Raw genomic sequence first — 24,060 nt, forward strand, 5'->3', positions numbered from 1 at the left:
ATACCCTTCCTCATTCCCGCAGCTCGGTCTGGCTTTCGACGGGGTCGATCAATACGGCTTTCTTCTGGCGTACCAACAGGTCGAGGATTTCGTCCTGGCGATCACCGAGGACGCCGTTGAGGCTTATGCCCACTTCTTTGGTCGGCATCAGCATCGAGACGCGATACAGCTCGACGCTCAATGGCGAGTCGATGGACAGCGGGCCAGAACCGTTGCCGGCCAGTTCGCCACCTACCATGATCAGCGACACCTGAGCGTCGAACGGGTCGAGCTCAATGTCGCGGTCGGTGTCGCTCAGGTCTTTGATGTGGCCGTAGACACCCATCAGGCCATTGGCCGTGGCGATGTTTTCGTACAGCTTGATGTTCACACTGTTACGCACGCGGATACCGTGGCGGCGGTTGGCAATCACGCGGTTGCCCCACAGCAGGTTATTGCCGCTTTCGTACAGGGTGATGCCGTCGGTGTGGTTCTGATAGATCTCGTTGTACGCGACGATGTTGCCGACGCTGTTACGGTCCAGAACCACGCCGGACTGTTTGTTGTTGTGGCTCTTGTTGCGGAAGATGAAGCTGTTGTCCACTTCCCGGGAAATAATGATCCCGTGCTTTTTCTTGGTCCCGTACACGTCGTTCTCGGCGATGATCAGACCGTGTGAACGGTCGTGCGGGTCAATGCCGTAAACGATGTTGTCGCGGTAGGTGTTGCCCTTGACCACGAAGTCGCGGGTCTCATAGCAGTAGAAGCCATACCACAGGTCCGAGAACTCGGAGTCGATGATCCAGCCGGTAGGCTCGGGACGCTTGAGGATCTTCGCGGTGTTCGGCGTGTACTGGGAAATACTGATGCCGTACGACTTGCTCTGGTCGTAGCCCATGCTCGCCATTTTGGTGTTGGCGATCCAGGTTTCCGAGCCGCCCCAGGTCAGCAGGAACGGGCGAAATTCGTCGGGCTTGCGATACGCCGCCAGACCGTTGCGGGCTTCACTCCAGGCGTTGACCTGGGTGTGAGTGATCAGCATCTTGCCTTCGCTGACGATGAACGAACCCTTCTCCTGAGACAGACGCAGTTCCTTGGTTCTGCTGTCGATCTCGAAGATCCCGGTCTCTTTGACGAGGATCGGCAGGCGCGCCACGTAGACACCCGGCGACACTTCATCGAGAAACTGCCTGGGCACTTTCTTCGCCAGGTCCTGCAGGCTCACGTAGCCATCGGAAATCATGATGGCCTGCGGGATGCCCCGCTGACGGGTTACCCATTCGGCCATCTTGTTATCGCCGCCGATGAATTCCTTGAGGCCGGTTTCTTCCATCATCCGCGCGACGGTGACCTTGCCGGGCTTGTTGCGCACGATTTTTTTCAGCGCGGCCTCGGCGGTGTAACCGCTGAGGTCAGGCAGTACCGGTTTGGCCATTTCCAGCGGTGCAGTCGGCGGGCTGGTGATGGTGTAGGTCTTGGCCTGTTGCAGTCCCTTGACCAGCTTCGGGGCCTCGGACACGACAGGCGCGTTGGCCAACGCGACGCCGCTGGCCATCAGCAGGGCGCTGGTCAGCACTGCGCTTTCGAGCAGGACCTGTGACCAGTTGCGATTGCGCCCGTTGCTAGCTTGACTGTTCATCTCTCGCACTCCTATGGCGGTTCGCATCAGAAGCGCCAGATGACGTCGACGACAGCGCGGTGCATGTAGCTGTCCACGTTGCTCTGATAGGCGTCGCCGGGCTTGAAGACACCTGCGCGCAAGCGCACCAGTGCCGAAGGTTCATCGAACGACTGACTGAGCGAGGCGGGCAGCAGGCCTTGCTTGAAGTACTTGGTCACGACCAGGTCCATTTCCTGACCCAGGTCCTTGCTTCCGTCTTCCAGGGGCAGCGAGCTGAACGTACCGTCGCGGTTGTCATTGACCGCGTTGATGCCCGAACCGCCGATGCCGGTGTTGCCGTCGACACGACGGAATTTGTGATAGATCAGCGAGGCGTCATATTCCTCGTTCATCTGCCAGGAGGCGAACAGCGAGCCGGTTTCCACGTTGGCCATTTCGCCCTGGAAGGCTTCGCCGAAGCGATGAATGCGCGAACGGGTGCCTGTCCAGTTGGAGCGGTTACTTTCCAGACCGTTCTGGACGTAATCCTTGCTGGCGCGCGAGTAGGCCGCGCCGACTTGCCATTGCGGATCAAGACGCAGGCGCAGGCCCAGGTCGGTGGCCCAGCCGTTCATGTCGCGGCTGGTCTTGGGGCCGGCGATAAACTGGTCATTGCCGGGCGAGGTCACGCCGATCTCGTCGCGCGTGCCGTCCAACCAGGTCAGGCTACCCCAGTAGTTGAGCTGATTCATGTTGCTGCGATAGTTGTAAGCGTCGCTGTCCGCCTGCAGGCCTACCCAGGTCAGGTCGCCATTGGAGGTCTTGTCGAGATCGTCGAGGACCTGACCCTGCGACTTGAGTTTGCCGTCGTCGGCACTGTGATGCGCGCGGATGCCAGCCCAGTGGCCCGGTGTCCACTGATAGCTGACCGAGCCGAACAAATGCTTGCGATCTTCGTCGTCTGGCGCGAGTTCGGTCAGGTCGGTGCGGTATTCGCTGAAACGCTGGGCAGCGCCCAGTTCAGCCCGCAACAGGGTGGTATCGAACGACCAGTTGATGGCCTCGATGTTGGTATCGTGCCATTGACCGTCATCGTTACGCAGGCGCTGACGACCGACTTTCAGGATCTCGCCGGGGTAGGGCGTGAAACCGCTGTAGCCGATCCAGAATTCACGCAGGGCCGCGTAGGTTTTGTCGGCTTCACGCTCGCTGGCGGTGCCGCGCGAGGTTTGCGTGCCGCTGCCGTCGGCGTTGTTCTGCTCCAGCGGGTCGGTCTGAATGATGTCGGTGGCGGTGACCACCTGGCCCATGGCATAACCGCTCCAGTCGCCGCGCTCGCCATACACCCAGGGGCGCACGTCCAGGCCCACACCGTTGACGTCGCCGCCCGAACGGGTGCCCAGATCGCGATCATCCTCGGCCTGTGCCGTGGCTTTGATTTCGATACCGAAATTCTGTTGTTCGGTCAGCGCTGCCAGCGTCGGGCAGGCCCACAACAGGGTGAAGCCAAGGCCCATGCCGGCGGCCATCAGGGGATTCAACTTCATAGTGCTTCCTCACCGTCTTTTTCTTCTTGCAGGGCCTGCATCGCCATCGTGTTCTGAGTGGCGGTAGCGCCCCGGACTTTTTGCTCGCGGGCCAACAGGTCTTTGGCAGTGGCGAGCTTTTCAGGCGGCAGTTGGGTGTTGAGGGCCTCGGCAAGCTCGGTGGCTTGCGGGGTCTGGCTGGCCAGCGCCAATTGGGCGAAAACCCAGGCATTGACCGGATCAGGCTTGGTGCCCTTGCCCTGCGAGAACAGCTGAGCGAGGGCGAAGTCGGCGCTGTTCTGGCCACCACGGGCGGCGGTCAGCAATTCGTCGACGGCTTTCTGTGGGTAGACCTGACCCAGGTAACCCCGACGATAGATCTGCCCCAGGTAGTAATGGGCGGAGATTTCCGTCGCGGTGGCTTTTTTCAGATGTTCTTCGGCTTTGAATGCATCAGGTGTGACCCACTTGCCTTCGTAATACAGGCGGCCAAGCAACAGTTCGGCACGTGGCTGATCCGCTGCACGGCCGTTATCGAGGTATTCCATCATCTTGTTGACGTCGCCCAGTTCGGGGAAGTCGTAAAGCAGTTTGGCCAGCGTGACCCACGAGATCGGGTAGCCCGGCGCGATGCCTTCCAGCAATTGCTGAGCGGTTTTTTCGTCCGGCGTGCCGATGGTGGCGTCGCCCAATACGCGCGCAACGCTGTCGACTCGCTGAGCGTTGACGCGACCTGCCGCGTGCTCGCTCTTGAGTTTTTCGATCAACGCCGCCCGTTGCTCGGCCTGACCGCGGGTCTGGTAGACAGTGGCCAGTTCGACGTAGCAGATGTCAGTGGCTGCCAGCGCCTGCTTGCAGATGCTTTCGACTTCATCCAGATGCTGCGCGTAAGTGCCTTGAGTGCGGTACAGCAGCACTTGCGCCAGACCGGCTTCCGGATAACCGGCGGCACGCCACTCGCTGATTTTCTGCTGCGCGTTCACGTCCGGAAACGTGTGCGGATATTGCAGATACAGCATGGCCAGCGGGATCAGCGTGCCGGATTCACCATTGGCGAAAGCCTTTTTCAGCAGGCCTTCGGCTTCGCGGTGCTCGGCTTCGGTGGCGTCTGGCTTGGCTGCCAGCAGGCGGCCAAGGCGCGACTGCGCGCGAGGCGAAGTCTGTGCCGCGGCCCGATAAGTGGCCTCGGCCTGCTTGAGCAGGGCCGGGTCGCGGGTGCTTACCTGAATGTCGGCCAGGCCGACCTGTGCATCGCTGTAGCCCAGGTCCGCCAGCTGCCGATAGTTCTGCTCCGCCAATGCAGTGTCACCGTTTTTCAGGGCTTCATTGGCAAGGCGTTGATCAGGCAGGCCGGCACAGCCGCTCAGGCCGAGCGCGACGGCGAGGCTCAGTAGCGTGGGGGTCGACAGGCGTCGTAGTGGGCTGCTCATGGTTACAGACCCGCAGCCATGGCTTTATCGAGCAACCAGTTCACGGACGGACCGCGATCGCTGACGACTTCGACAGGACGACCGGCCAGTGAGCTGCTGAGGGTTTCGTCAGGCTGGATCTGCACGCGGATGTCGGTGGACAGATCGGTGTTGCTCAGGTTGGTGCTGCTGACGATCTTGCCGGTACGAAGCTGGTCTTCGCCGGCGATCTGGAAGCTGACACGGGTGCCTGGCTTGACGTCGTTGAACTGGCGATAGGTGAAGCGTGCTTCAACGGTCGCCGGTGCGTTGCGCGGTACCAGTTGGAAGATCACCTGGCCCTTGGATGCGAACTGACCATCGGCCACCAGCTGACGACCGACAACGCAATCGCACGGGCTGGTGAGGGTGCCGCTCATTTGCTTGCCATACAGCTCTTCGATCTTGGCAGGCTGCAGGTCTTCACCGGTCAGGCTGCCCTTGAGCATTTCCAGCATGCTGGTGTTGAAGGTTGCCAGTGGCGCACCTTTGGTGGCTTCGCCGTTCGGACCCACCAGGCTCTGCACGGTGCCTTCGCGGGGCATGGTGACGTCCATGCTCGGAATCGACACCAGACCGGCCGACGCGTGGCTGACGAAGTACAGGCCGTAGACGGTCTTGAAGATGAAGCCGAACGCCGCCAGCCCGACAATGAAGATGCCCAGGCTGAAGGTCACAGCGCGCAGACGCCCCAGAGCGCTCATGCCGCTGTCCTTGCCCTTGACCTTGCGAGCCTTGGTGAAATTGTCGCGCTGCAGCGTAGCAAGTACTTCACCCAGGGTGACGACTTCGCCGGACAGGTGCGAGGTGATCAGGTGGCGCAGGGTGGCGATGTCCTGAGGTTCCAGGTTCTGGAACTGGCAGCCGATCCGGTGTGTGGAGTTGTCGATCGAGCGCACTTGCAGGTCGACGTCCATGGCCAGGCCAAGGTTGTCGATGATGAACTGCAGGCGGCCTTTGACGATTTGACCTTCGCTGAATTTCTGCCCTGACGGCGCAACAAAACTCAGGCCACCGGCCGACAGGTCTTCGACCCTTACCAGCGGCGCGTTGGGCTGATCATTCAGCAGGCGCAGCTTGGCAGGAATCTTGATCCGGGCGTGTTGGCGCTGGGCTTCGGATTCATGTACGACGTTCGCATTCACGGCTGTATTCATGGCTATTTTTCCTACTTAAGCAATTAATCCGTTGGCCCGGTCAAACCATCGTCAACAGCACGGCGACGAAGATGGTGCCAGCCGAGAAAGTCATGGTTCGGGACGACCACGTGTTGAACCAGCCCTGGAAGCTGGCCATGTCGCGACTGAGTTTTGTGTCCTGGCGCGTCCAGGACTGGCGGTCCAGGCGGAAGAAGACGTAAATCTTCATCAGGGCGCCGACGATCTGGTTGTAATAGAGAATCATCGGGTAGGCAGGCCCGATCCTGTGTCCCGAGAAGGACAGCAGCAGGGTGAGGATCAGGCGAGTCATGCCGATCCACAGCAAGTACATCAGCAGGAACGCACCGCCATATTTGAAGCTGGCAATGAGGGCGACGGTCAGGCCGAGGATGGAGGTCCACATCGACACTCGCTGGTCGAACAGCACGATGCTGGTGAAAATCCCCAGACGACGAACGCCTAGGCCCAGTGCGCGCGAGTTCTGACGCAGGTTGTTGCCGTACCAGCGATACATCAGCTTGCGGCTGGCTTTCAGGAAGCTCTTCTCGGGCGGGTGCTCTACGGTGTTGATCGCCGCATCCGGCACGTAGAACGTGTCGTAACCCAGACGCATCAGGCTGAACCAGCTGGACTTGTCGTCGCCGGTCAGAAACCTGAACGTGCCCAGGCGCCAGTGGTTCAGCGAGTCGCTTTCCACGTCGGCGATGAACTCGGGGTCGGTCACCACGGTAGCGCGGAACACTGACATTCGGCCGGTCATGGTCAACACGCGCTTGGACAGGGCCATGGAGCACATGTTGATGTGACGCTGGGCGAAACGCAGCTTGTGCCACTCGCTCATGATGTAACCACCACGTACTTCGCAGAACTCGTTGGTGGTCAGGCCGCCAACGTTGTCGAACAGCTGGAACCAGGGCACGGTCTTGGCGACCACACCTTCGTTGAGCACGGTGTCACCGTCGATGACCGCAACCACGGCACGGCTGTCGGGCAAGTGACGCGAAATGGCGCGGAAACCATACGCCAGGCCATCGCGTTTGCCGGTGCCCGGAATACGTACGAAGTCGAGCTTGACGCGTTCCGGCGGGTTGAATTTGGCCCACATGCTCTTGACCAGCAGCTCATCGGACATTTCCACCAGCGAGCAGACGATGGTCGTCGGCAGGCCGCAATCGATCGCTTCGCGGATCACCGAGTTGTACACCTGGGCGGTGGTCAGTGCATCAATGCGGAAGCTGGTCACCATCAGAAACACATGGGACGGATCTGCCGCGCTGCCCAGCTTGCGAACCTTGCGGCGCAAGTGCGGGTAGACGATGTACAGAAAAATCATCCCGCGCACAAAGTGCGTGATTCCCATCGAGTAGCGCCAGATACCCACAGCGCCAATCAGGAAAATGAAGTTCTTCGACTGTGAGTCGAAGATACTGGTGGGCAATGCAGCTGCAAGGCCCATTAATAAACTCAGATAGAACAGCCAACCGGCGGCCTGAAGCAGGCCGTGCTTGAGCCTCTGCATAATCGTATCCCTAAGTCAGTTGCAAGCCTCAAGCCCCAGGCTGCAAGCAGTTGGTTTGAGCTCGTGGCCTGGAGCTTGGCGCTTGTGGCTTGCGGCTGATTTACCAGCAGATACCTTCGGCACGACCGTCTTCGGTGGTGGCATTGGCCATGAAGCCCACCAGGTCGATGACGCGCTTGCCTTCAGGGGTCTTGTTGGCGAGGGCGCGGAAACGCTCGTCGCGGTTACCCAGAATGATGATGTCGGAGTCGTTGATGACCTGGTCGAAGTCGGAGTTCAGCAGCGACGAAACGTGCGGAATCTTCGATTCGATGTAGTCCTTGTTGGCGCCGTGAACGCGTGCATATTCAACGTTGCTGTCGAAGATGCTCAGGTCGAAGCCTTTACCGATCAGCATTTCGGCCAGCTCTACCAGCGGGCTTTCGCGCAGATCGTCAGTACCGGCCTTGAAGCTCAGACCCAACAGTGCAACTTTGCGGGTGTCGTAGCTGGCAACCATGTCGAACGCGTTCTGAACCTGCGACGTGTTGCTGCGCATCAGGGAGTTGAGCAGAGGCGCTTCAACGTCCAGGCTGCTGGCGCGGTAGGTCAGGGCGCGAACGTCTTTCGGCAGGCAAGAGCCGCCAAACGCGAAGCCAGGGCGCATGTAGTACTGGGACAGGTTGAGCGCCTTGTCCTGGCAGACAACGTCCATCACTTCACGACCGTCGACGCCGACTGCCTTGGCAATGTTGCCGATCTCGTTGGCGAAGGTCACTTTGGTGGCGTGCCACACGTTGCAGGTGTACTTGATCATTTCAGCGACAGCGATGTCCTTGCGGATGATCGGCGCATCGAGTTCTTCGTACAGCGATTGCAGAACGTCGCCCGACGCTTTGTCGAACTCACCGATGACGGTCATCGGTGGCAGATCGTAGTCTTTGATCGCGGTGCTTTCACGCAGGAATTCAGGGTTTACCGCAACGCCGAAATCAACACCGGCTTTCTTGCCGGAGCAGTCTTCCAGGATTGGAATAACCACATTGGCCACAGTGCCCGGCAGAACAGTACTGCGAACGACGATCGTGTGGCGAGTGTCTTTATCGCGCAGGACATAACCGATTTCACGGCACACGGATTCAATGTAATCCAGTTCCAGGTCGCCGTTTTTCTTGCTGGGCGTGCCGACACAGATCATCGACAAGTCAGTGGCGCGAATGGCTTCGGCGAAGTCGGTAGTGCCACGCAGTTTGCCGGTAGCAAGGCCTTTTTGCAGCAGTTCTTCCAAGCCTGGTTCAACGATAGGCGATTTGCCGTTATTGATCAGGTCGATCTTGGTGCTGGAGATATCCACACCCACTACGTCGTGACCGCGTGCAGAAAGGCAACCGGCACACACGGCACCGACATAACCCAAACCAAATATGCTGATACGCATCGTATTCTCCTCGATTTTCACGCCATAAAGTGGCTGGATATTAATTTTGGCCAGCAGATGTCACGCGTCAGCAGTAACGGCTGATTAAGCCGACTAACTAACGCAGGCATATTTAATGAGTGAGTGCCCAAATAACGAGGCGAACTCAAATGACACTAAGTGCAAGCGGCAAGTGACCTGTCCAGCGGGCAGGGCCCTGCTCTCCTTGGATGCAGTAAACCACTCCTGTCTGACGATCGATGGCGGACCTCGGTCGGAAAGCCGTTGTTTAAAGCGGCGGCTGCCCTTGTCGAATCCTGCGCTTCACACCTCGCGGCGTATCGCCCGTCTACAAACATCAACTAGTGATGTGATCGTGTTTCTGGTCACTGACACTGGCTCCTGGGGACCAGGCTTCCTTGTCAGTACTTCGCCATTACCTCTTGAGCGTCCCGTCAACCTGTAAGTGATCACTTACACGTTAGCCCGGAATTGTTACGGGATGTAGGAGCGCATGAAATCATATTTAGTTCCGGGCCACTCGTCCTGATTTGCAGGTTTTGATGTGTCAAGGCTGTGACAAAGGACTGAGCGGAAGTGCGCGATACCCGATGAAAGCCTTATAAAACGGGGCTTACGCAAGGATTAATATGAAAGTGCTACTGCGCAAGATAACCAAAAGGCCACTACTTAAAAAAATTAATTATTTTTCGAGGAGAAAATCGGCAGGAGCGAGAGGGTTTTGTTTTGACGTTTCTCTGGCGTCACGATGTTGTCGTTAGTGGCTGTTAAGCGCGCGTTCAGGATGTGTAACAGCGAGCTGTTACACAATTTTGACGCTGTTAGTGGTCGGCGGTATCGCGCAGAAACACCAACTTGTCAGGTGTTGATTGTTCGCTGTTATAACGATAGCCCTGCACGTCAAACTCTCTGAGTGCTGCTGGCGTATTGATACGCTCTTCTATAACAAAGCGACTCATCATGCCGCGCGCCTTCTTGGCATAGAAGCTGATGATCTTGTACTGGCCGTTCTTCAGGTCCTTGAACTCGGTATCGATGATTCGTGCCTTGAGCGCCGAACGCTTGACCGCCGAGAAGTACTCGGTGGACGCCAGGTTCAACAGCAGGTCATCGCCCTGTTCGGCGAGGGCCTCGTTCAGCCATTCACTGATCCGCGTGCCCCAGAACGCATAAAGGTCCTTGCCGCGAGCATTGGCCAGGCGAGTTCCCATTTCCAGCCGATAAGGCTGCATCAGGTCCAGCGGGCGCAACAGGCCATACAGACCGGAGAGCATCCGCAAGTGACCCTGGGCGTAGTCGAGCTGCGCTTCGGTCAGCGTTTCGGCCTGCAGGCCCGTGTACACGTCGCCCTTGAAGGCCAGTAACGCCTGCTTGGCGTTGTCGAGCGTGAACGCCGGGTCCCAGCTACCAAAACGCGCCGCGTTCAGCCCGGAAAGCTTGTCGGACAGGTGCATCAGTTCACCAATCTGCGCCGGGGTCAGCGCTCGCAACTGCTCGATCAGCTCCTGCGAGTGGTCCAGGTACTGCGGTTGAGTGAAGCGGCCGGTTGTGGGCGGTGTTTCGAAATCGAGGGTTTTCGCTGGGGAAATCACCATCAGCATGAAGTCGTCTCCTTTGAACGTCACAGGATTCTAGGGGGTGAGGGCGCTTGACTCCAGCAATGCTGGCAATAGAGGCTGCGGTACACAGAGCTGCGCACCCAAAGCGGCCGTTGTATGCGCGTCGACATAAGAAGGCATGGCTATTTCAGCTATAGTGGCGCGCCGGTCATCGCGTTGAAGGCTGATCAAGAGGGCATCGGGTTTGCGTATTGTTTTAGCAGTGTGTGCGAGTCTGTTCTGGTTCCAGGCTCAGGCGGCAGCGCCGGCCGTGGCAACCATCGACCGCAGCGTGTGGCCTGAGCGTCTGGAGACGCCTGCGTTGTTCGACGTCGCTTCGCGTGCCGAGATTCTCTCGTTTGCCCACGAGCTTTACCTCAGCGAAAAACTCGACGAAGAAGGTTTGAAGCAACGTCTGGGCTTGCGATTCGTCAACGTGTCTTCGCTGAATGTGGTCCGTCATCGCCTGTGGCTGCGCTTGCTGGAAAACTACCAGGCGGCACAGAAGAGCTGTGCAGAGGATGCCAACTTTTGTGTGCTGGTCGAAGACATGGATCAGTTGCGTCAGCGTGCCGAGGAATATCAGGTGGCGAACGACTCGTTCTATGCCGCCTGGGCCGCGCCGGGGGCGACGTTTCATCAGCGCTACCTGAACGAGCTGCTGTTCATGGCGGCGCTGTTTCCGCAAACCAGCAGCGAGATCGAGCGTTACAACTCCGATGAAATGAGCGGCGATGAAATGCCTGATCGCACATTCATGCTCAATTTCGAAAGCGTTCCGAGCCCGGCGGACGGCGGGACCGACTGGCTGGCCGATTTCATGCGTCAGCAGAAGATGAACGCCACGTTCTTTGTATTGGGCAAGAGTCTGCAAGAGCGTCTGGACGCGACGTCGGCGGTCAGCCTGCAATCGGTCTATCGCCAGCAGTGCGTGGGTATTCAGGGTTGGGAGTACCGTTCGCACAGTCAGTGGCTGGACTGGCAGGGTTCTGTGCAACGCAGTGCCACTCTGGTGCAACACGTTCTGCCGGATAACTTCGTGCCACTGTTTCGCCCGCCCTACGGCCACCGACGGGCCGACAGTGGCGACTTCTTCCGCGCCCAGCACTTGCGCGTGTCGTTGTGGAATATCGACGCTCAGGACGACAGCGGCCGGCTCACGGCCGAGCAGGTCGGTGACCGGGTACTGACGCTGATGCTGCTGTGGCGCAAAGGGACGGTGGTGTTCCACGACGTGGCCAACAAGGCGCAGTCTGCACTGCCATTGCTGCTGGCCAATACCGCGCAAAGCGAGTTGGTCTGGGATGACTGCCGGAATATCTCTGAAGCGCCCGTGGAACAAGGGCTGGAGAGCAGCGAAGAGGCTGCGCCGGACGGGGAGTGAAGGCTGATTCGGTGCGGGCGGACTTCCGACTTTAAACGTGCCGGGTACGTCCGCCAAGTCCTATTCGTCATCCTGTGAAATAAACTTCAAAAAAGTGTCAAAGAGCTTTTTTCTGTCATCCCTTTTGCTGTATTACGAGTACAGACCGCCGAAACCTGCAACACAGGTGGCGTCTTCCAAGACCCACCTTGAGCGACATTTCTACCCTGCCTCAAGGGAAGAATCCGGCGGCCTTTTCGTGGCGCAGTACTGTCGTGGTTCTGCGTCACCTGGCTTCTAAAAAGGTGAGCGAGTATGGATGATCACGGACGCAGCCCTTCCACTAACCAGCCAATCCTTTACGTGCTCGATACCAACGTATTGATCCATGATCCAAACGCTTTGTTGAATTTCGAAGAACATCACGTCGCCATCCCCATGACGGTTCTGGAGGAACTGGACAAACTCAAGGCCGGTAAACACTCGGTGGCCGCCGAATGCCGTCAGGCCATTCGCCTGATCGACAAGACCCTCGGAGAAGCCAACCCTGAAGAAGTCGAAAAGGGTGTGCCCATTGATCGCGGCACCGGCGTATTCAAGGGGTTTCTGTCCATTCTGATGAGCAAGCGCGAGGAACCCAACAGCCTGTTGCCCGAGCACCTCAACGACAACATCATCATCAACCAATTGATCGACCTGCATGCGCGCAACAAGGACTTGAGCGTCGTGCTGGTGACCAAAGACATCAACATGCGCCTCAAAGCGCGTGCCTGCGGCATTGCTGCCGAGGATTACAGCACTGACCAGCTGGTGGACGACGTTTCACTGCTGTCGCGTGGCTATCACGACATGACCGGCTCGTTCTGGGACCGCGTCAACAAGGTCGATACCCGTCAGGAGCGTGGCCGTACCTGGCACCGGGTGCAACTCAATGAAATGCTGCCTGCCGTTCATATCAACGAGTTCATTGTCGACGAACAGGGTTTCGTGGGCTGGATCAAGGGCGTCAAGAACGACGAGTTGCTGATTCTCGACATGCATCAGGAGCCATTGCTGCACCAGGAAGCCTGGGGCCTGAAGCCGCGTGACATCTATCAGGGGCTGGCGCTGTTTGCGTTGCTCGACCCGGACATCCATCTGGTCAACCTGTCGGGTGCTGCCGGTTCGGGTAAAACCATTCTTGCCCTGGCCGCGGCCATCGAGCAGACCATGGTCACCAAGCGCTATCGCCGGATCATCGCGACCCGCAGCGTTCAGGGGCTGGATCAGGAAATCGGCTTCCTGCCCGGCACCGAGGCCGAGAAGATGGAGCCCTGGCTCGGCGCGATCACCGATAACCTCGAAGCCTTGCACATGGATGACGAAAACACCCATGGCAGCGTCGATTACATCCTCAGCAAAGTGCCCTTGCAGTTCAAATCGCTTAATTACATTCGAGGTCGCAGCTTCCAGCAAAGCCTGATTCTGATCGATGAATGCCAGAACCTGACCCCGCACCAGATGAAAACCATTATCACCCGTGCCGGTGCCGGTTCAAAAGTGGTCTGCCTGGGCAATCTGGCGCAGATCGACACCCCTTACCTGTCAGCCACCAGTTCCGGCCTGACTTACCTGACGGAGCGCTTCAAAGACTTCCCGAACGGCGTGCACATCACCTTGCAGGGTGTACCACGCTCGATACTGGCCGAATACGCGGAGAGTCATTTGTAGAGCGGCAGTTTCAAGCGGTAGCTGCAAGTGGGGGAACCCCGGTGTACGGGAGCCCCTCGCTTGCATGTGCCACGCTCATTGGCATACACAAACTCTGCTTCTGCCCAAAGGCCGCGAACGTATTTGCGAATAGGTCTGTACATTCACAAATACTTTATTGCCTGAAACATAGCCTTCGCGAACAAGCGAAGCGTCGCCCGGTTCGCTCCCACGCCCTTCGGGCAGAAGCCAGGGTTTCTGCGCACTTCAAACGTATGTATAACGCCGAGTGACGCATGCGAGCGTACCGGACGACGCTTCGTTTGTCCGCAATATCTCGGTTTCTGTAGGAGCGGACTTGTCCGCGAACTGCCGGGAACCGGCAGCAAAACCAGCCGCCTCGGTGTACCTGACACAGTTGAGATAGCCTGTTTCAGGGCCGCTCCGTAACCCATCGCAGCCGTCGTAATCTCCTGAAGCTCCTACGGCCATTCAAGCCTACGTATAACGCCGGGCACTTGCAGCTTATAGCTTCCAACCGCCACTCCCTCTACACTTCGTGCTTCTGCCAAGGAGTAACGTTGTGCTCACTCATCTCGATTCCCAGGGTCGCGCCAATATGGTCGACGTCACCGATAAAGCCGTGACGTCCCGTGAGGCTGTGGCTGAGGCGTTGGTGCGCATGTTGCCCGCCACGCTGCAAATGATCGTCAGCGGTGGTCATCCCAAAGGCGATGTATTTGCAGTGGCGCGTATTGCCGGCATTCAGGCTGCCAAGAAAACCAGCGATCTGATCCCGCTGTGCCATCCGCTCATGCTGACCAGCATCAAAGTCCACCTCGCCGCCGAAGGCGAGGACGCGGTGCGCATTACCGCGAGCTGCAAGCTGGCCGGGCAGACCGGTGTGGAGATGGAAGCGCTGACCGCCGCCAGTATCGCGGCACTGACCATTTATGACATGTGCAAGGCGGTGGATCGCGGCATGGTCATCGAGTCGGTTCGTCTGCTGGAAAAACTGGGCGGCAAGAGCGGCCATTTCATCGCCGACCCGGTGCAGGCAACGCCATGAAGATCCAGGTGCAGTACTTTGCCCGTTATCGCGAAACGTTGGGGCTGGACAGCGAGTCTGTCGAAGGTGAATTTGCCACGCTGGATGCGCTGCGTGAAACGCTGGTGCAGCGCGGCGAGGGCTGGCAGGTCCTGGCTGAGCAAAACCTGATGTGCGCGCGCAATCAGGAGCTGTGCAAGCTGACCGAGCCGCTGTCTGACGGCGATGAGGTCGCGTTCTTTCCGCCCGTGACCGGAGGCTGATCATGGCTATTCGCGTGCAGGCGGCAGCCTTCGATCCCGGCACTGAAGTCAACGCGCTGCATGCTGCCAATCTGGGCATCGGCGCAGTGGTCAGTTTTGTCGGCTACGTGCGTGACTTCAACGAAGGTCGCGAGGTGTCCGGCATGTTTCTCGAGCATTATCCGGGTATGACCGAAAAGGCCCTGGCAAAGATCGTCGAAGAGGCCGGGCAGCGCTGGCCATTGCTGAAGGTCGACGTCATTCATCGGACAGGCGCGCTGGAACCGGGTGAGCCTATCGTGTTTGTCGGCGTTGCCAGCGCGCACCGGCAGGCCGCATTCGAAGCGTGTGACTTTGTCATGGACTACCTCAAGACCCGCGCGCCGTTCTGGAAGAAAGAAAACACCTCGCAAGGCCCGCAATGGGTTGAGGGGCGCGCCAGCGATCAGAGAGCAGCGGAGCGCTGGTAGTTGAACCCTGCCAGTCGCCTGAACGTGTGACCTTGCGTTCATCTGCTCTTCTAATTGTATCTAATTAGTACAGTCGAATGGCTTCCGGCTATTATGCCGGCCACCGAAAGGCGTCTGGCGCTGGCTTTGGCCCACTCTATTCAATAATTGTCCGAACGTGATTGCCCTTGCGGCTGTCACGTTGCGGGCAGGTTTTTTATCGCTCGGAGCAGAATGTGAAAAAACTTCAGCAGTTTTTGGTTTCAGGGATGACGACAGCGGCGTTAGTGCTGGTGGCTGGTTGTGCAACGGAAAGCTCGCGGGCGCTGCCTGTGACAAAGGTTGAAAGTGCCGGTGTTGCCTATGCCGGCAAGCGTTACCCGGTTGCCGTGGGTAAATTCGATAACCGCTCCAGTTACATGCGCGGGATCTTTTCCGACGGTGTCGATCGGCTCGGCGGTCAGGCCAAGACCATCCTGATCACTCACATGCAACAGACCAACCGGTTCAATGTGCTGGATCGCGACAACATGGAGGAGATCAAACAAGAAGCCACGATCAAATCCACCGCTCAGCGTCTGAAAGGCGCGGACTATGTAGTCACTGGCGATGTGACAGAGTTTGGTCGCAAGGAAGTCGGCGATCAACAACTGTTCGGTCTGCTGGGCCGCGGCAAATCGCAGATTGCTTACGCGAAAGTCGCACTGAACATCGTCAATATCAGCACTTCGGAAGTGGTGTATTCGACGCAGGGTGCGGGCGAGTACGAGCTGTCCAACCGTGAAGTCATCGGCTTTGGCGGCACTGCCAGCTACGACTCGACACTTAACGGCAAGGTACTCGACCTGGCCATGCGCGAAGCCGTCAACAACATGGTGCGTGCGCTCGACAGCGGTGCCTGGAAACCGACGGCCAACTGATCTTTCAAAAGGGAATTTGTGGTGTTCATGAACAGCAGTAATGTTTCATTGCGCAGTGTCGTCCTGTTTTTAGTCGCGGGCGCCTTCGTGACAGGTTGTGCCGAACAACCGAAAACCTTGTACCAGTGGGGCAGTTACCAGCCTGAGGTGTACGAGTATTTCAAAGGCGAGGGCGAGTCCAAGGAGGCGCAGGTCGCAAAGCTCGAAGAAGACCTGCAGAAGATCCGTGCCGCCAACGCAACGCCACCGCCGGGCTATCACGCCCAGTTGGGCATGTTGTATGGCAGCCTCGGCAAGGATGACCAGATGGTGCAAGAGTTGCGCACGGAAAAGACACTGTTTCCCGAGTCAGCCACGTACATGGACTTCCTGCTCAAAAACGCTCACGCAGGAGTCGCCAAATGAACCTGGGTCATCTGAAAATCGCGGTCAGCCTGTTCGCCGTTGCCCTGCTGTCGGGTTGCGTGACACCGCCGACGGTGGACTACTCGGCCTTCAAGGAAAGCAAACCGCGTTCGATTCTGGTGCTGCCGCCGGTCAACGAGTCGCCTGACGTCAAGGCGACGTACAGCACCTTTTCGCAGGTCACCTATCCGCTGGCCGAGTCGGGCTACTACGTGCTGCCGGTGGCGCTGGTCGACGAGACCTTTCGCAATAACGGCCTGACCAACGCCAACGACATTCAGGCCACATCGCCCGCCAAGCTGCGCGAGATCTTTGGCGCCGATGCCGCGATGTACATCACGGTCAAGCAATACGGCACCAGTTACGTAGTCATCAGCAGCCAGATCGTCGTGACGGTCACGGCAAAGCTGGTTGATCTGCGTACCGGTACTGCGTTGTGGACCGGTACAGCGTCGGCTTCCAGTGAAGAGGGCGGCAACAACAGCGGTGGTGGTATGGTGGGCATGCTGATTACAGCGGCGGTCAAACAGATCATTAACAGTTCGACCGATGCCGGTCATCCCATTGCCGGGATCGCCAGCAACCGTCTGCTCTCTGCAGGGCGGCCTGCCGGCATGCTGTATGGTCCGCGTTCGCCGAAGTACGGCACTGACTGACCGTCACGCTGCTGACGTCTGACAGGCACAAAAAAAGCGCAGCCCGCAAAGGCTGCGCTTTTTTGTTAAGCGAAGCGGTCAGCTGGTTTGCCGCACCACGGGCCTCAGCAAATGAGTCGGTGGTGTCTCGCAACTGATCTTGCGGCCCAGCTTCTCTTCGATGGCAGGCAACTGGTACGAGTCGTCTTCACCGGCAAAGCTGATCGAGACGCCGTCAGCCCCGGCACGGCCGGTACGCCCGATGCGGTGCACGTAATCGTCCGGCACTTCCGGCAAGGTAAAGTTGATCACGTGGCTGATGCCGTCGATGTGAATCCCGCGACCGGCCACGTCGGTGGCGACCAGCACGCGAATCTTGCCTTCGCGAAAGCCTTCCAGCGTCTTGATGCGCTTATGCTGAGGCACATCGCCTGACAACTGCGCCGCATTGACGCCGTCGCGCACCAGACGCTCTTCGATACGGCGGACTTCGTCTTTGCGGTTGGCGAAGACCATGACCCGTTCCCAGCCGTTGTCGGTGACCAGGTTGTAGAGCAACTTGTACTTGTCCGCACCGGCCACGGCATAGATATGCTGTTCGACGTTGTCGCTGGCCACGTTCAGTGACTCGATTTCGACGATGGAAGGGTCGGTGGTCCACTGTTTGGCGAGGTTCATCACGTCTTCGGTGAAGGTCGCGGAGAACAGCAGGGTCTGGCGTTCGCCCTTGTGCGGGGTCTGGCGAATGATCTGACGCACTTGCGGGATGAAGCCCATGTCAAGCATGCGGTCGGCTTCGTCGAGCACCATCACTTCGACCATGTCCAGATGCACTTCGCCGCGCTGATTGAAGTCCAGCAGGCGGCCTGGCGTGGCGACCAGAATGTCACAGTGACGCGCTTCAAGCTGCTTGAGCTGCTTGTCGAAGTCCATGCCGCCGACGAACGTCATGACGTTCAGGTCGGTGTACTTGGTCAGGTCGGCGGCGTCCTTGGCAATCTGCACCACCAGCTCACGGGTGGGCGCGATGATCAATGCGCGCGGTTCACCCATGTAGCGCTCGGCCGGTGGCGGTGTCTGGGTCAACTGCTCGATGATCGAGATCAGGAACGCCGCCGTCTTGCCGGTGCCGGTCTGGGCGCGGCCGATTGCATCCTTGCCCTTGAGGGTGAAACCCAGCACACCCGCCTGAATGGGCGTGCAATACGGGAAACCCAGGTCCTGAATGGCATGCATCAGTTCGGGCGCCAGGTTGAAATCGTGAAAGCGGGTCTTGCCTTCCTGCGGCTCGACGACGAAATCTTCGAGTTTCCATTCCGGCGCAGGCGGCTTGGCCACACGTTCCCGGCGCGGGCGTTCGGCCCTTGGCTTGTCGGTACGCGGCGTGCGTGTCCTGGCGGGCTCGTTGACGGTGTCCAGAGCCTGAGCCTGGACAGCGTGATCCTGTGAGTCGCCTTCGACAGGCGCGGGGGAGGCAGGGAGGGGGGCTGTCGGTATAGGCGCGCGTTGTTCAGCCTCGCTCTTACCGAACATCTTTTTTAGTGCTTTGAGCACGGTCATCTCGTCAATTGGTTAAGGAATGTACGCCGGGCAGTGTAAAGCAAGAACCGTGCTCGGCGTAGTGCCATCCATGGCCAGCTACAGAAGAGGTCTGTTTCAGGGCTTTGCGGCGCTGTCAACGAAGCTTTTCTGCGAGCCAGACGCCAATGTCGTGGATTTCCTGCGGTAACACTTGGTGCTCCATTGGGTACTCCTGCCATTCAACGGTTACACCCTGAGCCTTGAGACGCTCGTAAACAGCCCGGCCCATCGGACAGGGAACCACGCCGTCCTGTTTGTCGTGCAGACAAAGGGCCGGGATGCGTTGCTGGCTGGCGGACAGGGTCATCTCATCGCTGAATGTCGGTGCATAAGTAGAGAGCGCGAGCACGCCACCGAGCGGACCCTGCCAGCGTTTGTAGGCCGTATGGAGCACGACCGCACCGCCCTGGGAAAAGCCCGCCAGAAAGATTCGCGCCGGATCGATGCCGCTGTCGCGCTGCTGCTCGATCAGGTCCAGCACCTGCTGCGCCGAGGCTTCCATCTGATCGTGATCGATGGCGCGGGCCTCGCTGCTCATGGCCTTGATGTCATACCAGCTGGGCATTTCGTAGCCGCCATTGACGGTCACGGCGCGGGTCGGAGCCTGTGGCAGGACGAAACGGGTGCTGTGCAGCGACGCTTGCAGCGCTTCGGCAACCGGCAGGAAATCGTAGCGGTCGGCACCCAGTCCGTGTAGCCAGATAACGCAGGCGTCGACGGAAGTGGAAGGTTCGATGATCAAAGGCTCGCTCATGACTGCTCCATTTGTGTGCGCTGGCGCTTTTTTGGCGCATTAATAAGGTGCGCGGGTCTATTAAAAGTGAACGAAGATGTCGCAAGATTACAAGTTTTTGTCTTGACCTGTCGCTAATTCGACATAGCTGACGTACTGGTACGGGCTTTGCTACAGCAGGACTGGAGTCCAGGCGCGCTCATCGTTCGGTAACACTGCAAGACGCATACTTGTAGCGATCGAAAAGCGTGCCGGGAGTTCCTGCGTCAGGATTCGCGGCACGGTTCGTCCCGTACTTCTCTGGTTCGGGAAATCATGAAGCTTCAGTCCACGGGGCCGATTCTGGATGACGAAAAACAGTGGCAGGTCGATCCTGTCATCGACTCGATATTCAGACTCGGTACCGCATGACCCAAAAATAAGCCAGCACGGGTCACAAGCGCCTCACAAAGGTGCGATGCGACTGAGGCTTCCACACAACAAAGAGCAAAATGGAGTTTTTGAATGAAGATGTTGAAATCCACCCTTGCTGTTGTCACGGCGCTAGCCGCATTCGGTGTGACCGGGGCTGCCAACGCAGGCGCTACCCTTGATGCTATCCAGAAGAAAGGCTTTGTACAGTGCGGCGTCAGTGATGGCCTGCCAGGCTTTTCCGTTCCGGACTCTACCGGCAAGATCACCGGTATCGACGCTGACGTCTGCCGCGCCGTAGCGGCCGCTGTATTTGGCGACGCCACCAAGGTCAAGTTCAGCCAGTTGAACGCCAAAGAGCGCTTTACTGCGCTGCAGTCCGGCGAGATCGACATCCTTTCGCGTAACACCACCTGGACCAGCTCCCGCGATGCGGGCATGGGCCTGGTCTTCACTGGCGTGACGTACTACGACGGTATCGGCTTCCTGGTGAACAACAAACTGGGCGTCAAAAGCGCCAAGGAACTGGACGGTGCGACCATCTGCATCCAGGCCGGTACCACCACCGAGCTGAACGTCTCCGACTACTTCCGTTCGAACGGCCTGAAATACACGCCGATCACGTTCGACACCTCCGATGAAAGCGCCAAGTCGCTGGAAGGCGGCCGTTGCGACGTACTGACTTCCGACCAGTCGCAGCTTTACGCACAGCGCAGCAAGCTGGCCAAGCCGGACGATTACATCGTTCTGCCGGAAGTGATTTCCAAGGAACCGCTGGGCCCTGTCGTGCGTAAAGGCGACGAAGAGTGGTTCTCGATCGTGCGCTGGACCCTGTTCGCCATGCTCAACGCCGAGGAAGCCAAAATCACTTCCAAGAACGTTGAAGCAGAAGCCAAGGCGACCAAGAACCCTGACGTTGCCCGTATGCTGGGTGCCGACGGTACTTACGGCAAGGACCTGAAGTTGCCTAAAGACTGGGTCGTCCAGATCGTCAAGCAAGTCGGTAACTACGGCGAAGTGTTCGAACGCAACCTGGGCGAAGGCACTCCGCTGAAAATCAAGCGTGGCCAGAACGCACTGTGGAATGCCGGCGGCATTCAGTACGCTCCACCTATTCGTTGATTGACCCGGCGCCCGGCAGACTTTGCAGTCTGTCGGGCGTTGTTCTGTTGGATTTTTCCTGGGGCCTTTCATGGAAAAGCAAATCGTCGCACCCAAGCAAAAGCTCACGCTGAGCGATCCGAAAGTGCGCGCGTGGTTATTTCAGATCATCACTGTCGTGGCGGTGATCTCGTTGGGCTGGTTCATTTTCGACAACACCCAGACCAACCTGCAACACCGTGGTATCACCTCGGGTTTCGGTTTTCTCGAGAACAGTGCCGGTTTCGGTATTGCTCAGCACCTGATCGACTACACCGAATCGGACACCTATGCCCGTGTGTTCGTCATCGGCTTGCTGAACACCCTGCTGGTGTCGGTTATCGGTATTGTCCTGGCGACCTTGCTGGGCTTTGTCATTGGTGTCGCTCGCCTGTCTCCGAACTGGATGATTAGCAAGCTGGCCACCGTTTATGTCGAGGTCTTCCGCAACATTCCGCCACTGCTGCAAATCCTGTTCTGGTACACCGCCGTATTCCTCACGCTGCCCGGTCCGCGTCAGGCTCATGGCTATCTGGACATGTTCTTCGTCAGCAGCCGCGGACTCAACATGCCCCGCGCCCTGCCTGCCGAAGGTGCCTGGGCGTTCCTGATCAGCATCGTTGTCGCGGTGATCGCGATCGTGATGATGGTGCGCTGGGCCAACAAGCGTTTCGAAGCCACCGGCCAGCCGTTCCACAAGTTCTGGGTCGGCCTGGCGTTGTTGCTGGGGATTCCCGGCCTGAGCATGCTGATTTTCGGCAGCCCGGTGCACTGGGAGCTGCCGCAGCTCAAGGGCTTCAACTTCACCGGCGGCTGGGTGCTGATTCCCGAGTTGATCTCCCTGACCCTGGCACTGACGATCTACACCGCAGCCTTCATTGCTGAAATCGTGCGCTCCGGCATCAAGTCGGTCAGCCATGGTCAGACCGAAGCCGCCCGTTCGCTGGGGCTGCGTCCCGGGCCGACGCTGCGCAAGGTCATCATTCCGCAGGCGCTGCGAGTGATCATCCCGCCGTTGACCAGTCAGTTCCTGAACCTGGCGAAAAACTCGTCGCTGGCAGCAGCCATCGGTTATCCGGAAATGGTTTCCCTGTTTGCCGGTACGGTGCTCAACCAGACCGGACAGGCCATTGAAGTCATTGCCATCACCATGAGCGTGTACCTGGCGATCAGTATCAGCATTTCCATGCTGATGAACTGGTACAACAAGCGCATTGCGCTGATCGAGCGGTGAGGAAACGCGCATGACAACCCATACTTTCAAACCTGATATGCCACCACCGGGCAAAGTGTTCGGCCCGGTCGCGTGGATGCGGCAGAACCTGTTCTCCAGCTGGATCAACACCCTGCTGACCCTGTTCTCGCTGTATCTGATCTACCTGATCGTTCCGCCTATTCTCAGCTGGGCCTTGCTGGATGCCAACTGGATCGGCACGACCAAGGAAGACTGCACCAAGGCGGGCGCCTGCTGGGTGTTCATCGAGCAGCGCTTCGGCCAGTTCATGTACGGCTACTTTCCCAATGAACTGCGCTGGAGGGTCGATCTGACCGCCATCCTGGCGATTGTCGGCGCTGCACCGCTGTTCATCTCGAAGTTTCCGCGCAAGGCTGTCTACGGCATCTGCTTCCTGGTGATCTACCCGATTGTCGCGTTCTACCTGCTGCACGGCGGCGCGTTCGGGCTGACCAACGTACCGACCAGCCAGTGGGGCGGTCTGATGCTGACGCTGGTGATCGCCACCGTGGGTATCGTCGGTGCCTTGCCGTTGGGTATTCTGCTGGCGCTCGGTCGTCGTTCCAACATGCCCGCGGTGCGCGTGGTGTGTGTGACGTTCATCGAGTTCTGGCGCGGCGTGCCGTTGATCACTGTGCTGTTCATGTCTTCGGTCATGCTGCCGCTGTTCATGCCGGAAGGGATGAACTTTGACAAGCTGCTGCGGGCGCTGATCGGCGTCATCCTGTTCCAGTCGGCGTACATTGCCGAAGTGGTGCGCGGTGGCATGCAGGCCATCCCCAAAGGTCAGTACGAAGCGGCCTCGGCGATGGGCCTGGGCTACTGGCGCAGCATGGGTCTGGTGATTCTGCCGCAGGCGTTGAAGATGGTCATTCCGGGCATCGTCAACACCTTCATTGCCTTGTTCAAAGACACCAGTCTGGTGATCATTATCGGCCTGTTCGACCTGCTCAACAGCGTCAAGCAAGCCACCGCCGACCCGGCCTGGCTGGGTATGGCCACCGAAGGCTACGTCTTCGCGGCCCTGGTGTTCTGGATCTTCTGTTTCGGTATGTCCCGCTATTCCATGCATTTGGAACGTAAGCTGGACACAGGCCACAAGCGTTAGGAGTTTTGTGATGAGTGAAGCTATCAATAAGCCTCTGGGCGCTGAAGGCATGATCCGCATGGAGGGCGTCCATAAATGGTACGGCCAGTTCCATGTACTCAAGGACATCAACCTGAATGTGCGTCAGGGCGAGCGTATCGTGCTGTGCGGCCCGTCCGGTTCGGGCAAGTCGACCACCATCCGCTGCCTCAACCGTCTGGAAGAGCATCAGCAGGGCCGCATCATCGTGGATGGCACCGAACTGACTTCCGACCTGAAGCAGATCGAAACCATCCGCCGTGAAGTCGGCATGGTGTTTCAGCACTTCAACCTGTTCCCGCACCTGACCATCCTGCAAAACTGCACGCTGGCACCGATGTGGGTCCGCAAGATGCCGAAGAAGAAGGCTGAAGAAATCGCCATGCACTATCTGGAGCGCGTGCGTATTCCGGAGCAGGCCCACAAGTTTCCGGGTCAGCTTTCCGGTGGTCAGCAGCAGCGTGTGGCGATTGCCCGTGCCTTGTGCATGAAGCCGAAAATCATGCTGTTCGACGAACCGACTTCGGCGCTTGACCCGGAAATGGTCAAGGAAGTACTCGACACCATGGTCGGTCTGGCAGAAGAGGGCATGACCATGCTCTGCGTGACCCACGAGATGGGCTTTGCCCGTACCGTGGCGAACCGGGTGATCTTCATGGACAAGGGCGAAATCGTCGAACAGGCTGCGCCAAACGACTTCTTCGACAACCCGCAAAGCGACCGTACCAAGCTGTTCCTCAGCCAGATCATTCATTGAGTCGGTAGCTGTTGCACAGAAGACCGGGCCCTGCGCCCGGTTTTTTTACGGCCGCTTTTTGCCGTCCTTCCTGTATGCAA

21 protein-coding genes are annotated in these 24,060 nt (G+C 58.5%); 12 read left to right on the forward strand and 9 right to left on the reverse strand.

The genetic code is table 11. The annotated features are described in order from the left end of the window. Positions 1–10 precede the first annotated feature (10 nt). From algG to yaaA, 7 genes are all read right to left on the reverse strand, one after another. Positions 11–1,618, reverse strand: coding sequence for a mannuronan 5-epimerase AlgG (gene algG / locus BLT55_RS00930; RefSeq protein ID WP_074799849.1), 1,608 nt, complete (start codon positions 1,616–1,618; stop codon positions 11–13). Positions 1,619–1,644: 26 nt separating this feature from the next. Further along, the gene (locus tag BLT55_RS00935; RefSeq protein ID WP_054999158.1) at positions 1,645–3,126 is read right to left on the reverse strand and encodes an alginate export family protein; all 1,482 of its coding nucleotides are present in this window, start codon (positions 3,124–3,126) and stop codon (positions 1,645–1,647) included. Then, positions 3,123–4,535: an alginate biosynthesis TPR repeat lipoprotein AlgK gene (gene algK / locus BLT55_RS00940; protein ID WP_007252965.1), complete on the reverse strand. Its 1,413-nt coding sequence runs from the start codon at positions 4,533–4,535 to the stop codon at positions 3,123–3,125. Before algK ends, BLT55_RS00935 begins: the two co-directional genes overlap by 4 nt. A gap of 2 nt (positions 4,536–4,537) precedes the next feature. After that, positions 4,538–5,710 (reverse strand): alginate biosynthesis protein Alg44, encoded by a 1,173-nt coding sequence (locus BLT55_RS00945; protein ID WP_007252966.1) that lies wholly within the window; start codon positions 5,708–5,710, stop codon positions 4,538–4,540. A 40-nt stretch (positions 5,711–5,750) separates the two neighbouring features. Beyond that, a complete protein-coding gene (gene alg8, locus BLT55_RS00950; RefSeq protein ID WP_007252967.1) occupies positions 5,751–7,232 on the reverse strand; it encodes a mannuronan synthase in 1,482 nt (493 codons plus the stop codon). Between the two features lie 100 nt (positions 7,233–7,332). Then, the gene (locus BLT55_RS00955; protein WP_007252968.1) at positions 7,333–8,649 is read right to left on the reverse strand and encodes a nucleotide sugar dehydrogenase; all 1,317 of its coding nucleotides are present in this window, start codon (positions 8,647–8,649) and stop codon (positions 7,333–7,335) included. A gap of 821 nt (positions 8,650–9,470) precedes the next feature. Next, positions 9,471–10,250, reverse strand: a complete 780-nt coding sequence (gene yaaA / locus BLT55_RS00960; RefSeq protein WP_054999157.1) for a peroxide stress protein YaaA — start codon at positions 10,248–10,250, stop codon at positions 9,471–9,473. Between the two features lie 202 nt (positions 10,251–10,452). On the opposite strand from yaaA, the gene BLT55_RS00965 reads away from it, so the two are divergent. The 8 genes from BLT55_RS00965 to BLT55_RS01000 all read left to right on the forward strand — a co-directional run bounded on the left by BLT55_RS00965 (position 10,453) and on the right by BLT55_RS01000 (position 17,019). Beyond that, positions 10,453–11,631 (forward strand): polysaccharide deacetylase family protein, encoded by a 1,179-nt coding sequence (locus tag BLT55_RS00965; protein WP_054999156.1) that lies wholly within the window; start codon positions 10,453–10,455, stop codon positions 11,629–11,631. 294 nt (positions 11,632–11,925) lie between these two features. Then, a complete protein-coding gene (locus BLT55_RS00970) occupies positions 11,926–13,320 on the forward strand; it encodes a PhoH family protein (RefSeq protein WP_007252971.1) in 1,395 nt (464 codons plus the stop codon). 562 nt (positions 13,321–13,882) lie between these two features. Further along, entirely contained in the window at positions 13,883–14,368 is a 486-nt protein-coding gene (moaC, locus tag BLT55_RS00975) for a cyclic pyranopterin monophosphate synthase MoaC (RefSeq protein ID WP_054999155.1), read from the forward strand. Further along, positions 14,365–14,610: a molybdopterin converting factor subunit 1 gene (moaD, locus tag BLT55_RS00980; RefSeq protein WP_054999154.1), complete on the forward strand. Its 246-nt coding sequence runs from the start codon at positions 14,365–14,367 to the stop codon at positions 14,608–14,610. The genes moaC and moaD overlap by 4 nt, the downstream gene beginning before the upstream one ends. Before the next feature lie 2 nt (positions 14,611–14,612). Next, the gene (gene moaE, locus BLT55_RS00985) at positions 14,613–15,059 is read left to right on the forward strand and encodes a molybdopterin synthase catalytic subunit MoaE (protein ID WP_054999153.1); all 447 of its coding nucleotides are present in this window, start codon (positions 14,613–14,615) and stop codon (positions 15,057–15,059) included. 248 nt (positions 15,060–15,307) lie between these two features. Beyond that, positions 15,308–15,958, forward strand: a complete 651-nt coding sequence (locus BLT55_RS00990) for a CsgG/HfaB family protein (RefSeq protein ID WP_007252975.1) — start codon at positions 15,308–15,310, stop codon at positions 15,956–15,958. A gap of 27 nt (positions 15,959–15,985) precedes the next feature. Further along, positions 15,986–16,363: a DUF4810 domain-containing protein gene (locus BLT55_RS00995; RefSeq protein WP_054999159.1), complete on the forward strand. Its 378-nt coding sequence runs from the start codon at positions 15,986–15,988 to the stop codon at positions 16,361–16,363. Further along, entirely contained in the window at positions 16,360–17,019 is a 660-nt protein-coding gene (locus tag BLT55_RS01000) for a DUF799 domain-containing protein (protein ID WP_054999152.1), read from the forward strand. Before BLT55_RS00995 ends, BLT55_RS01000 begins: the two co-directional genes overlap by 4 nt. A 78-nt stretch (positions 17,020–17,097) precedes the next feature. Here the strand turns inward: BLT55_RS01000 and rhlB are convergent, their stop codons facing one another. Both rhlB and BLT55_RS01010 read right to left on the reverse strand, forming a co-directional pair. Beyond that, complete coding sequence (rhlB, locus tag BLT55_RS01005) at positions 17,098–18,558, reverse strand: ATP-dependent RNA helicase RhlB (protein WP_054999151.1); 1,461 nt, start codon at positions 18,556–18,558, stop codon at positions 17,098–17,100. 115 nt (positions 18,559–18,673) lie between these two features. After that, a complete protein-coding gene (locus BLT55_RS01010; protein ID WP_054999150.1) occupies positions 18,674–19,333 on the reverse strand; it encodes an alpha/beta hydrolase in 660 nt (219 codons plus the stop codon). Between the two features lie 483 nt (positions 19,334–19,816). Here BLT55_RS01010 and BLT55_RS01015 point away from each other — a divergent pair, with 483 nt between their 5' ends. The 4 genes from BLT55_RS01015 (at position 19,817) to BLT55_RS01030 (ending at position 23,980) form a co-directional block, all read left to right on the forward strand. After that, positions 19,817–20,845 (forward strand): amino acid ABC transporter substrate-binding protein, encoded by a 1,029-nt coding sequence (locus tag BLT55_RS01015; protein WP_054999149.1) that lies wholly within the window; start codon positions 19,817–19,819, stop codon positions 20,843–20,845. 70 nt (positions 20,846–20,915) lie between these two features. After that, the gene (locus tag BLT55_RS01020; RefSeq protein WP_054999148.1) at positions 20,916–22,097 is read left to right on the forward strand and encodes an amino acid ABC transporter permease; all 1,182 of its coding nucleotides are present in this window, start codon (positions 20,916–20,918) and stop codon (positions 22,095–22,097) included. A 10-nt stretch (positions 22,098–22,107) separates the two neighbouring features. Then, on the forward strand, positions 22,108–23,205 hold the full coding sequence (locus tag BLT55_RS01025) for an amino acid ABC transporter permease (RefSeq protein ID WP_007252982.1): 1,098 nt from the start codon (positions 22,108–22,110) through the stop codon (positions 23,203–23,205). A 10-nt stretch (positions 23,206–23,215) separates the two neighbouring features. Then, the gene (locus BLT55_RS01030; protein WP_005891362.1) at positions 23,216–23,980 is read left to right on the forward strand and encodes an amino acid ABC transporter ATP-binding protein; all 765 of its coding nucleotides are present in this window, start codon (positions 23,216–23,218) and stop codon (positions 23,978–23,980) included. Positions 23,981–24,060: the final 80 nt, after the last annotated feature.

It is taken from the genome of Pseudomonas cannabina, from assembly GCF_900100365.1.
Taxonomy (GTDB): Bacteria; Pseudomonadota; Gammaproteobacteria; order Pseudomonadales; family Pseudomonadaceae; genus Aquipseudomonas; species Aquipseudomonas cannabina.

Excerpts from the sequence above, each read along its gene's own strand:
- BLT55_RS01020 (WP_054999148.1), top strand. The coding sequence starts at position 20,916 with ATGGAAAAGCAAATCGTCGCACCCAAGCAAAAGCTCACGCTGAGCGAT.
- alg8 (WP_007252967.1), bottom strand. The coding sequence starts at position 7,232 with ATGCAGAGGCTCAAGCACGGCCTGCTTCAGGCCGCCGGTTGGCTGTTC.
- BLT55_RS00990 (WP_007252975.1), top strand. The coding sequence starts at position 15,308 with ATGACGACAGCGGCGTTAGTGCTGGTGGCTGGTTGTGCAACGGAAAGC.
- BLT55_RS00970 (WP_007252971.1), top strand. The coding sequence starts at position 11,926 with ATGGATGATCACGGACGCAGCCCTTCCACTAACCAGCCAATCCTTTAC.
- BLT55_RS00945 (WP_007252966.1), bottom strand. The coding sequence starts at position 5,710 with ATGAATACAGCCGTGAATGCGAACGTCGTACATGAATCCGAAGCCCAG.
- BLT55_RS01025 (WP_007252982.1), top strand. The coding sequence starts at position 22,108 with ATGACAACCCATACTTTCAAACCTGATATGCCACCACCGGGCAAAGTG.
- BLT55_RS01015 (WP_054999149.1), top strand. The coding sequence starts at position 19,817 with ATGAAGATGTTGAAATCCACCCTTGCTGTTGTCACGGCGCTAGCCGCA.
- BLT55_RS01030 (WP_005891362.1), top strand. The coding sequence starts at position 23,216 with ATGAGTGAAGCTATCAATAAGCCTCTGGGCGCTGAAGGCATGATCCGC.
- BLT55_RS00955 (WP_007252968.1), bottom strand. The coding sequence starts at position 8,649 with ATGCGTATCAGCATATTTGGTTTGGGTTATGTCGGTGCCGTGTGTGCC.
- BLT55_RS01010 (WP_054999150.1), bottom strand. The coding sequence starts at position 19,333 with ATGAGCGAGCCTTTGATCATCGAACCTTCCACTTCCGTCGACGCCTGC.
- BLT55_RS00995 (WP_054999159.1), top strand. The coding sequence starts at position 15,986 with ATGAACAGCAGTAATGTTTCATTGCGCAGTGTCGTCCTGTTTTTAGTC.
- BLT55_RS01000 (WP_054999152.1), top strand. The coding sequence starts at position 16,360 with ATGAACCTGGGTCATCTGAAAATCGCGGTCAGCCTGTTCGCCGTTGCC.
- moaE (WP_054999153.1), top strand. The coding sequence starts at position 14,613 with ATGGCTATTCGCGTGCAGGCGGCAGCCTTCGATCCCGGCACTGAAGTC.
- algK (WP_007252965.1), bottom strand. The coding sequence starts at position 4,535 with ATGAGCAGCCCACTACGACGCCTGTCGACCCCCACGCTACTGAGCCTC.
- moaD (WP_054999154.1), top strand. The coding sequence starts at position 14,365 with ATGAAGATCCAGGTGCAGTACTTTGCCCGTTATCGCGAAACGTTGGGG.
- yaaA (WP_054999157.1), bottom strand. The coding sequence starts at position 10,250 with ATGCTGATGGTGATTTCCCCAGCGAAAACCCTCGATTTCGAAACACCG.
- algG (WP_074799849.1), bottom strand. The coding sequence starts at position 1,618 with ATGAACAGTCAAGCTAGCAACGGGCGCAATCGCAACTGGTCACAGGTC.
- rhlB (WP_054999151.1), bottom strand. The coding sequence starts at position 18,558 with ATGACCGTGCTCAAAGCACTAAAAAAGATGTTCGGTAAGAGCGAGGCT.
- BLT55_RS00935 (WP_054999158.1), bottom strand. The coding sequence starts at position 3,126 with ATGAAGTTGAATCCCCTGATGGCCGCCGGCATGGGCCTTGGCTTCACC.